Annotated in this window: 8 protein-coding genes; 4 read left to right on the top strand and 4 right to left on the bottom strand. The window is 71.9% G+C overall.

The features are described 5' to 3' along the window. The 4 genes from K6I34_RS24970 to K6I34_RS24955 form a co-directional block, all read left to right on the top strand. The coding region (locus K6I34_RS24970) for a carbohydrate kinase family protein (RefSeq protein WP_229328628.1) at positions 1-664 on the top strand (664 nt) is incomplete at its 5' end. A 148-nt stretch (positions 665-812) separates the two neighbouring features. Beyond that, positions 813-2,894, top strand: a complete 2,082-nt coding sequence (locus tag K6I34_RS24965) for a PhoH family protein (protein ID WP_229328626.1) — start codon at positions 813-815, stop codon at positions 2,892-2,894. 13 nt (positions 2,895-2,907) lie between these two features. Next, on the top strand, positions 2,908-3,405 hold the full coding sequence (gene ybeY, locus K6I34_RS24960; protein WP_121798127.1) for an rRNA maturation RNase YbeY: 498 nt from the start codon (positions 2,908-2,910) through the stop codon (positions 3,403-3,405). Further along, a complete protein-coding gene (locus tag K6I34_RS24955; protein WP_229328624.1) occupies positions 3,402-4,694 on the top strand; it encodes a hemolysin family protein in 1,293 nt (430 codons plus the stop codon). Before ybeY ends, K6I34_RS24955 begins: the two co-directional genes overlap by 4 nt. A gap of 152 nt (positions 4,695-4,846) precedes the next feature. Here K6I34_RS24955 and K6I34_RS24950 read toward each other — a convergent pair whose 3' ends face one another. The 4 genes from K6I34_RS24950 to K6I34_RS24935 all read right to left on the bottom strand — a co-directional run bounded on the left by K6I34_RS24950 (position 4,847) and on the right by K6I34_RS24935 (position 8,598). Then, positions 4,847-5,755 (bottom strand): ribonuclease Z, encoded by a 909-nt coding sequence (locus tag K6I34_RS24950; protein ID WP_229328622.1) that lies wholly within the window; start codon positions 5,753-5,755, stop codon positions 4,847-4,849. 24 nt (positions 5,756-5,779) lie between these two features. After that, positions 5,780-6,139 carry a histidine triad nucleotide-binding protein gene (locus tag K6I34_RS24945; protein WP_229328621.1) on the bottom strand — a complete coding sequence of 120 codons (360 nt, stop codon included), beginning with the start codon at positions 6,137-6,139 and terminating at the stop codon, positions 5,780-5,782. A gap of 66 nt (positions 6,140-6,205) precedes the next feature. Beyond that, positions 6,206-7,294 carry a tetratricopeptide repeat protein gene (locus K6I34_RS38400; protein WP_308294053.1) on the bottom strand — a complete coding sequence of 363 codons (1,089 nt, stop codon included), beginning with the start codon at positions 7,292-7,294 and terminating at the stop codon, positions 6,206-6,208. Beyond that, positions 7,291-8,598 (bottom strand): 26S protease regulatory subunit, encoded by a 1,308-nt coding sequence (locus K6I34_RS24935; RefSeq protein ID WP_229328618.1) that lies wholly within the window; start codon positions 8,596-8,598, stop codon positions 7,291-7,293. Before K6I34_RS24935 ends, K6I34_RS38400 begins: the two co-directional genes overlap by 4 nt. Positions 8,599-8,788: the final 190 nt, after the last annotated feature.

The following is an 8,788-nucleotide window of genomic DNA, read 5'->3' as shown; positions in this document are numbered from 1 at the left end:
CGAGTGCCCGCCCCCGGCCAGGGCCGCCGTCGCCCTGCTGGTCCCCGGCCATCAGGAGGAGTGGATCGGGCACGCCGCCCGGCGGGGCAGCCGGGTCTTCGCGGACGTCGGCTGGGACGAGACCGGCCGCTGGGACCCCGCCGACCTCGCCGACCTGGAGCACTGCGAGGCCTTCCTGCCCAACGCGGAGGAGGCCATGCGCTACACCCGCACCGACTGCCCGCGCGCCGCCGCCCGCGCGCTCGCGGAGAAGGTGCCGGTCGCCGTCGTCACCATGGGGGAACGGGGCGCGTACGCGGTCGACAGCGGCACGGGCGAGAGCGCCGAGGTGCCCGCGATCGCGGTCGAGGCGCTGGACCCGACGGGCGCGGGCGACGTCTTCGTCGCGGGCTTCGTCACCGGCACCCTCGCGGGGTGGCCGCTCGCCGACCGGCTGGCCTTCGCGGGCCTGTCCGCCGCCCTGTCCGTACAGGAATTCGGGGGGTCACTGTCCGCACCCGGCTGGGTGGAGATCGCCGCGTGGTGGAAGCACGTGCGGTCCTACGACGAGCTGCCCGCGGGCACCCTGCAGCGCTACGCCTTCCTCGACGGCCTCCTGCCCGCGGCGGCCCGGCCGTGGCCGCTGCGGCGGGCGGTGCCGACGCTGGGGTTCCGGCAGCCGTGACCCCGCGGGGCCCGGCGGCAAAACCCCTCCGATACGGCGGTACCTCCGACGTACCCTGAAGACACAGCCAGACGGCGCCGGACGGCGCCATACAGCGTCAGACACGGAAAAGACGGAAAAGAGGGACGAGCAGGCCCAGCGCCGGCCCATGACTCAGACACCCACAAAGCCGCAGGCGACCGCCCGGTTCACCGTCCCGGCCAAGCACCCCATGGTCACGGTCCTGGGCTCCGGGGACTCGCTTCTGCGCGTGATCGAAAAGGCCTTTCCCGGCACCGACATACACGTCCGGGGCAATGAGGTCAGCGCCAGCGGGGACCCTCGGGAAGTCGCCCTCGTGCAGCGCCTGTTCGACGAGATGATGCTGGTGCTCCGCACCGGACAGCCGATGACGGAGGACGCGGTGGAACGCTCGATCGCCATGCTGCGGGACGAGGCGGGCGGGGCGGGCGCCCCGGAGACCCCCGCCGAGGTCCTCACCCAGAACATCCTCTCCAGCCGCGGTCGCACCATCCGCCCCAAGACGCTCAACCAGAAGCGCTATGTCGACGCCATCGACAAGCACACGGTCGTCTTCGGCATCGGCCCCGCGGGCACCGGCAAGACCTACCTGGCCATGGCCAAGGCCGTGCAGGCCCTCCAGTCCAAGCAGGTCAACCGGATCATCCTGACCCGGCCCGCCGTGGAGGCGGGCGAGCGCCTCGGCTTCCTGCCCGGCACCCTCTACGAGAAGATCGACCCCTACCTGCGGCCGCTCTACGACGCCCTCCACGACATGCTCGACCCCGACTCGATCCCGCGCCTGATGGCGGCGGGCACGATCGAGGTGGCGCCGCTCGCGTACATGCGTGGCAGGGCGCAGCCGGTCTTCACGAACGTGCTGACGCCGGACGGCTGGCGCCCCATCGGCGACCTCCAGGTCGGTGACCTGGTCATCGGTTCGAACGGTGAGCCGACCCCTGTCCTGGGCGTCTACCCGCAGGGCGAGAAGGACATCTACCGCGTCACGGCCCAGGACGGTGCCTGGACCCTGTGCTGCGGGGAGCACCTGTGGACGGTCCGCACGGCCGCGGACAAGCGCCGCGACAAGCCGTGGCGGGTCCTGGAGACCAAAGAGATGATCGGCAACCTGCGCGCGGCCCACGCCCGCCGCTACGAGTTGCCGCTGCTCACCGCGCCGGTCGAGTTCCCCGAGCGTGAGGTCCCCATGGACCCGTATGCCCTGGGCCTCCTGCTGGGCGACGGCTGCCTCACGGGACGTACGACCCCGGCCTTCGCCACAGAGGACACGGAACTCGCCACTGCTCTGGAAGCTGCTCTTCCGGGCATCGAGGTGCGCTGGAAGAGCCGGGCCGACTACACCCTGAGCCGTGTGAAGGCCCCGGGCGACGTCGTCACCCTGGAAAACCCGGTCACCGGAATGCTGCGCACCCTGGACCTGCTGGGCAGCCGCTCCCACACGAAGTTCATCCCGGACGACTACCTCCAGAACTCCGCCGAGGTGCGTCTGGCCGTCCTCCAGGGACTGCTCGACTCCGATGGCGGCCCGGTCACGCAGGCGGACCGCACATGCCGCATCCAGTACACGACCACGTCGATTCTTCTGCGGGATGACGTGATCTCGCTGGTGCAGTCGCTGGGCGGCGTCGCGTACACCCGTCGCCGGGCGGCCGAGGGGCGGAAGCCCGGGAAGGCGAACGGCCGCGAGGTCGCTCACCGCCACGACGCCCACATCGTCGACATCCGTCTCCCCGAAGGCATCGAGCCCTTCCGGCTCGCCCGCAAGCGCGACAAGTACCACGCGGCCGGGGGCGGTGGCCGTCCGATGCGCTTCATCGACAGCATCGAGCCCGCGGGGCGCGAGGAAGCCGTCTGTATCCAGGTCGCGGCGGAAGACTCGCTGTACGTCACCCAGGACTACCTGCTGACGCACAACACCCTCAACGACGCCTTCATCATCCTGGACGAGGCGCAGAACACCAGCCCCGAGCAGATGAAGATGTTCCTCACCCGGCTGGGCTTCGACTCGAAGATCGTCATCACCGGTGACGTCACCCAGGTCGACCTCCCGGGCGGCACGAAGAGCGGTCTGCGTCAGGTGCAGGAGATCCTGGAAGGCGTGGAGGACGTCCACTTCTCCCGGCTCACCAGCAACGATGTCGTACGGCACAAGCTCGTCGGCCGTATTGTCGACGCGTACGAGAAGTACGACAGCCGCGACGGAAAGTAAGTCACCCAGACCCATGGCAATCGACGTCAACAACGAATCCGGCACGGAGGTCGACGAGCAGGCGCTCCTCGACGTCGCCCGTTACGCGCTCGCCCGGATGCGCATCCACCCGCTCTCCGAACTCTCGGTCATCGTTGTCGACGCCGAGGCCATGGAACAGCTCCACATCCAGTGGATGGACCTGCCCGGGCCGACCGATGTGATGTCCTTCCCGATGGACGAGCTGCGGCCGCCCGCCAAGGACGACGAGGAGCCCCCGCAGGGGCTGCTCGGTGACATCGTGCTCTGCCCCGAGGTCGCGAAGAAGCAGGGCGAGGAGGCGCCGACCGGGCACTCCATGGACGAGGAGCTCCAGCTCCTGACCGTCCACGGTGTGCTGCACCTCCTCGGCTACGACCACGAGGAGCCCGAGGAGAAGGCCGAGATGTTCGGTCTCCAGGCGGCGATCATCGACGGCTGGCGCGCCGAGCGCGGCATCGAGGGGCCCTCCCCGGCCCCGACGTTCACGTGACCGGCCGGCTGATCGCGGTCGCGGTCCTGCTGCTGGTCGTCGCGTGGCTCGCCGCCTGCGCCGAGGCGGGCCTCGCCCGGACCACCCGGTTCCGGGCCGAGGAGGCCGTACGGTCCGGGCGGCGCGGCAGCGCGCGGCTGATGGCCGTGGCCGCCGACCCCACCCGCTATCTCAACCTGGCGCTGCTGGTGCGCGTCGCGTGCGAGATGGCGGCGGGCGTCCTCGTCACCTACGTCTGTCTGCACGCCTTCGACACCACCTGGCAGGCGCTGACCGTCGCCATCGCGGTGATGGTGCTGGTCAGCTATGTGGCCGTCGGGGTCTCCCCGCGCACCATCGGTGCCCAGCACCCGCTGGGCACGGCGACCGCCGCGGCGTACGTGCTGCTGCCGCTCGCCCGGATCATGGGCCCGGTGCCCCAGCTGCTGATCCTCCTCGGCAACGCCCTCACCCCGGGCAAGGGCTTCCGCAAGGGCCCCTTCGCCTCGGAGGCGGAGCTGCGGGCGATGGTCGACCTCGCGGAGAAGGAGTCGCTGATCGAGGACGAGGAGCGCCGCATGGTGCACTCCGTCTTCGAGCTCGGTGACACGCTCGTCCGCGAGGTGATGGTGCCGCGTACCGACCTCGTCGTCATAGAGCGCGGCAAAACGATCCGTCAGGCGCTGACGCTGGCGCTGCGCTCGGGCTTCTCCCGGATCCCGGTGACCGGCGAGAGCGAGGACGACATCGTGGGCGTCGTCTACCTCAAGGACCTCGTCCGCAAGACGCACATCAGCCGTGACGCCGAGTCCGAGCTGGTGTCGACGGCGATGCGGCCCGCGGTGTTCGTCCCGGACACCAAGAACGCGGGCGACCTGCTGCGCGAGATGCAGCAGCAGCGCAACCACTGTGCCGTCGCCATCGACGAGTACGGCGGCACGGCGGGCATCGTCACGATCGAGGACATCCTGGAGGAGATCGTCGGCGAGATCACCGACGAGTACGACCGCGAGCTCCCGCCCGTCGAGGAACTCGGCGAGGGCCGCTACCGCGTCACCGCCCGCCTCGACATCGGCGACCTCGGCGAGCTCTACGGCCTCGCCCTCGACGACGAGGACGTCGAGACGGTCGGCGGCCTCCTGGCCAAGTCCCTCGGCCGCGTCCCCATCGCGGGCGCCACGGCGGAGGTCGGCCTGGCCGAGTACGGTCTCGCGGACCAGACCGGCATGCGCGCCCTCCGCCTCACGGCGGAGGCGGCGGCGGGGCGGCGCAATCGCATCGTGACGGTGCTGGTGGAGCCGGTGGGGTGACCCGGGGCTTGCGCCCCGGACCCCGTTTTCGGGTGCGGCCCGGTGGGACGGTGCGCCCACCGGGGTGCCGCTTGCGCTGAGCGCGCGGCTGCGGGTCGTGTGTGGTTGCTCGCGCAGTTCCCCGCGCCCCTGACGGGGCGCGCCCCGATGCGTCAGCGTCGCCGCGGCAGCGGCACCCGCATGAGGTCCCGCGCCACCGTCAGCTCCCCGGTGAAGCCGGCGCGGCGCGCCTGTTGCTCGAAGAGCGACGGGTCGTAGTAGCGCTGCGAGAAGTGCGTGAGCACCAGGTGCCGCACACCGGCGGAAGCCGCGACCCGCGCCGCCTGACCCGCCGTCAAGTGGCCGTGTTCCGTGGCCAGTGCCTCGTCCTCGTCCAGGAACGTGGATTCGATGACGAGCATGTCGCAGCCCTCGGCGAGCGCGTGCACGCCGTCGCACAGGCGGGTGTCCATGACGAACGCGAAGCGCTGCCCGCGGCGGACCTCGCTGACGTCGTCCAGGGTGACCCCGCCGAGCGCGCCCTCCCGCTGGAGGCGGCCGACGTCGGGGCCGGAGATGCCGTGGGCGGCCAGGCGCTCGGGCAGTATGCGCCTGCCGTCGGGCTCGGTCAGCCGGTAGCCGTACGACTCGACGGGGTGCGAGAGCCGCCGCGCCTCAAGGGTGTAGGAGGGCGTCTCGGCGAGCACCGCGCCCTCGCCGGAGACCGGCTCCTCCGTCAGCTTCACCGTCTCGCGGTACGCCGTCGCGTACCGCAGCCGGTCGAAGAAACGCTTGCCGCTCTTCGGGAAGTGCGCCGTGACCGGGTGCGGCACCTGGTCGAGGTTGATGCGCTGGACGACCCCGGCCAGCCCCAGCGAGTGGTCGCCGTGGAAGTGGGTGACGCAGATCCGGTTCAGGTCGTGCGCGGCCACCCCCGCCCGCAGCATCTGCCGCTGCGTCCCCTCACCGGGGTCGAACATCAGGCCCTCGCCGTCCCAGAGCAGGACGTAGCCGTTGTGGTTGCGGTGCCGGGTGGGCACCTGGCTGGCGGTGCCCAGGACGACGAGTTCGCGTACGGACAAGGGTGGCTCCCGTTCGGCCGGGGTCTAGCCGGGCGGCCACTGGAGGGAGCGGCCGCCCAGGATGTGGGCGTGCGTGTGGAAGACGGTCTGGCCCGCGCCCGAGCCGGTGTTGAAGACGATCCGGAAGCCCGTCTCCTTGATGTCGTCCAGCTCGGCGATCTCCTCCGCGGCGCGCAGTATGTCCGCGGCGACCTGCGGCTCGGCGGCGGCCAGCGTGGCGGCGTCGGGGTAGTGGACCTTGGGGATCACCAAGACGTGCGTGGGCGCCTGGGGGTTGATGTCCCGGAAGGCGACGGTCGTGTCCGTCTCCCGGACGATCGTCGCCGGTACCTTCCCCGCGGCAATCTTGCAGAACAGGCAGTCTGCCTGCGGTTCTCCCGCCACTGGTGGCTCCCCTCTGGTGAAGTCTGGTGAATTCGTCCGTGCTCGTCGGCTGCTTCGCAGCGGATATTACCTGGGCACTTTCCAGCGCTTCGTCCTGGCGGCGAACGCCATGCACGCGCCCAGGCCGCCCAGGGCGCTGACGTTGAAGGCGCCGAACAGCCACTGCGGGTCCAGACGGACCGTCAGGTTCAGTACCGAGAACAGCGTGCACCACGCGGCGCCCAGGATGATCGCGCGCAGGGCGGCGCTGCGCCGCGGCAGCTGCATGACGGGGCGCCGCAGCGGGGCCGGGATCCTGCGCCGGGCCCACAGGAGGCAGCCGGTCCAGAGCGCCGCCATCGCCGCGACGGCGAAGAGCCGGGCCGGCAGGGGTATCTCCGGCGGCAGGCCGCGGCCGGACTCGGACGTGTCGGTGGCGACCATCGTGGCGAGGGCCAGGACGAAGCACGCGAGGGCGGGCCAGCACGCGCGGCGCATCAGCTTGCGGGTGATGAGCTGGAGGTTGTGGTGGGCCGACCAGGAGTTCGGGTCGGCGGCGAGGGCCCCGGAGATGTCGCCGAGGGCCTCCCAGAGGTCGGCGTGCGGGTTCTCGGCGGCCAGGGCCGCGAGGTTGTTGCGGGCCCCGCCGTGGGTGGGGTCGAAGGCGAGCACCTGCCGCATGGCCTGCTCGCAGATGTCCTTGCGCCCCATCTCGTACGCCGCGAAGTAGACCGCGAAGTGGGCGGAGGAGACCTCCGGGCCCAGCCGGACCGCCTCCACGGCCGCCTCGTACGCCGCGGCGAGGCCCCGGCGGCCCGGCAGCGCCCGCAGCGCCTCCGACAGCACCACCCGGGGAACGGGCTCCTGCGGCAGCAGGCGGATGGCCTCGCGGGCCGCGCCCACGGCCTCGTCGGGCATGCCCAGCGCCCGGTACGTCTCGCTCAGCCGCAGGTAAGCGTCCGCCTGGTCCGGGTTCGCCGCCAGGGCCTGCTCCGCGGCCTGCCGGGCGCCGGTCCAGTCCCGTGCCCGGAAGCGGCAGAGGGAGAGGCGCTCCAGGGCGCGGGAGTCGTCCGGATGCGAGGCCAGGTGCTGGGCGAGCATCTCCGCCGCCTGCTCGTGGCGGCCGAGCTCGATGAGGGCCATGGCGCGGGCCACGGGCGCGGCGGTGGTGGTCACAGCAGCTTCTTCCGCTTCAGGTACGCGAGCAGCTCGTCGTAGGAGCCGCCCTCGTTGGCGAACTGCGCCACGTTGCGGGCGGAGGCGAACCACGGGCCGGTGGACGGCCGCAGCTGTCCGAGCGCGCCCAGCAGGTCGGACATCTCGATCATGCGGGCGCGGCCGGTGCGGATGGAGTCCAGCAGCGCGCGCTCGGCCGCCGACTCGCAGAGGTGCGCGAGGTCGGCGCCGGAGAAGCCGTCGGTCTTCTTGGCCAGCTTGGCCAGGTCGATATTGGCGACGGGCCGGTCCTTGAGGTGGTGGTGGAGGATGCTCTCGCGGGCGGGCGCGTCGGGCGGCAGCACGAGCAGCATCCGGTCGAGGCGGCCCGGCCTGCGCAGCGCGGTGTCGACGTCCCAGGGGTGGTTGGTGGCGGCGAGCACGAAGACGCCCTCGTTGGTGCCGTTGACGCCGTCGAGCTCGGTGAGGAGCTGGTTGACGGTGTTGCGCATGGCGCTGTTGCGGAGCTGGCTGCGCTTGGCGCCGAGCGCGTCGATCTCGTCGAGGAAGAGCACGCAGGGCGCGTTGCGGCGGGCGGTCTCGAAGAGCTCGCGCAGGTTGCGCTCGGAGTTGCCGATGTACATGTCGAGGACGTCGCTGATGCTGACCGACATGAAGCGGGCGCCGAGCTCGCCCGCGACGGCGCGGGCGATGTAGGTCTTGCCGCAGCCGGGCGGGCCGTACATCAGGAGCCCGCCGCGCAGGCTCTTGCCGTAGAGCTTGCGCAGCTCGGGGTTGCGCATGGGGGCGAGGAAGGCGGCCTCCAGCCGCTCCTTCACCTCGTGCATGCCGCCGACGTCCGCGAGCCGGACGTCGCCCGTCTCGACCTCCCACAGGGACGAGCCGTCGTCCTCGCCGCTGCCGTCGACGGTGAGCGGGAGGTGCGGCTCCTGCGGCTCGGCTTCTCCCTCCGGCTCCGGCTGCTGCGGCTGGACGAAGCGGGGCGGGATGACCTCGGAGAGCTCGTTCTCGGCGCGCGTCCAGTCGTACGAGGCCGGGGCCGAGGCCGTCGGCTGTGCGGGCACCTCGGCCGCGGGCGCGGGAGCGGACACGGCGGGCGCAGGGGGCGCGACGGCGCGGGCTATCAGCGCCTGCGCCTCCGCGTTGCCGGGGTCGCGCTGCAGTGCCGCCGCCACATGGGTGATGGCGTCCTGGCTGTGTCCGGCGTCGAGGAGGAGCTGGGCGAGGTGCAGGCGCAGGGGCACGTCGTCGGGGGCGGCATCCACCGCGGCGCGCAGGCTCGTGAGGAGCGGTGACTCGGACATGGCCCCAGAGTATGCGGGGGCTCTGACAGCGCGTCGCACCCGGGTCGGCACCCCGCTCCCGGGAACGGGGCCGCGCGCGCTACTTGCCCTGGAGCGTCGGGCTGCAACTGGGCGACGGCGAGTGGGACGACGGCCCGTGCGAGGACGGCGAGCCCGACCCGTGGCCCGATCCCGAGCCTGACCCCGAACC

Source organism: Streptomyces sp. UNOC14_S4, assembly GCF_020740835.1.
GTDB lineage: Bacteria > Actinomycetota > Actinomycetes > Streptomycetales > Streptomycetaceae > Streptomyces.
This window is presented reverse-complemented; position numbering and strand designations above follow the sequence as displayed.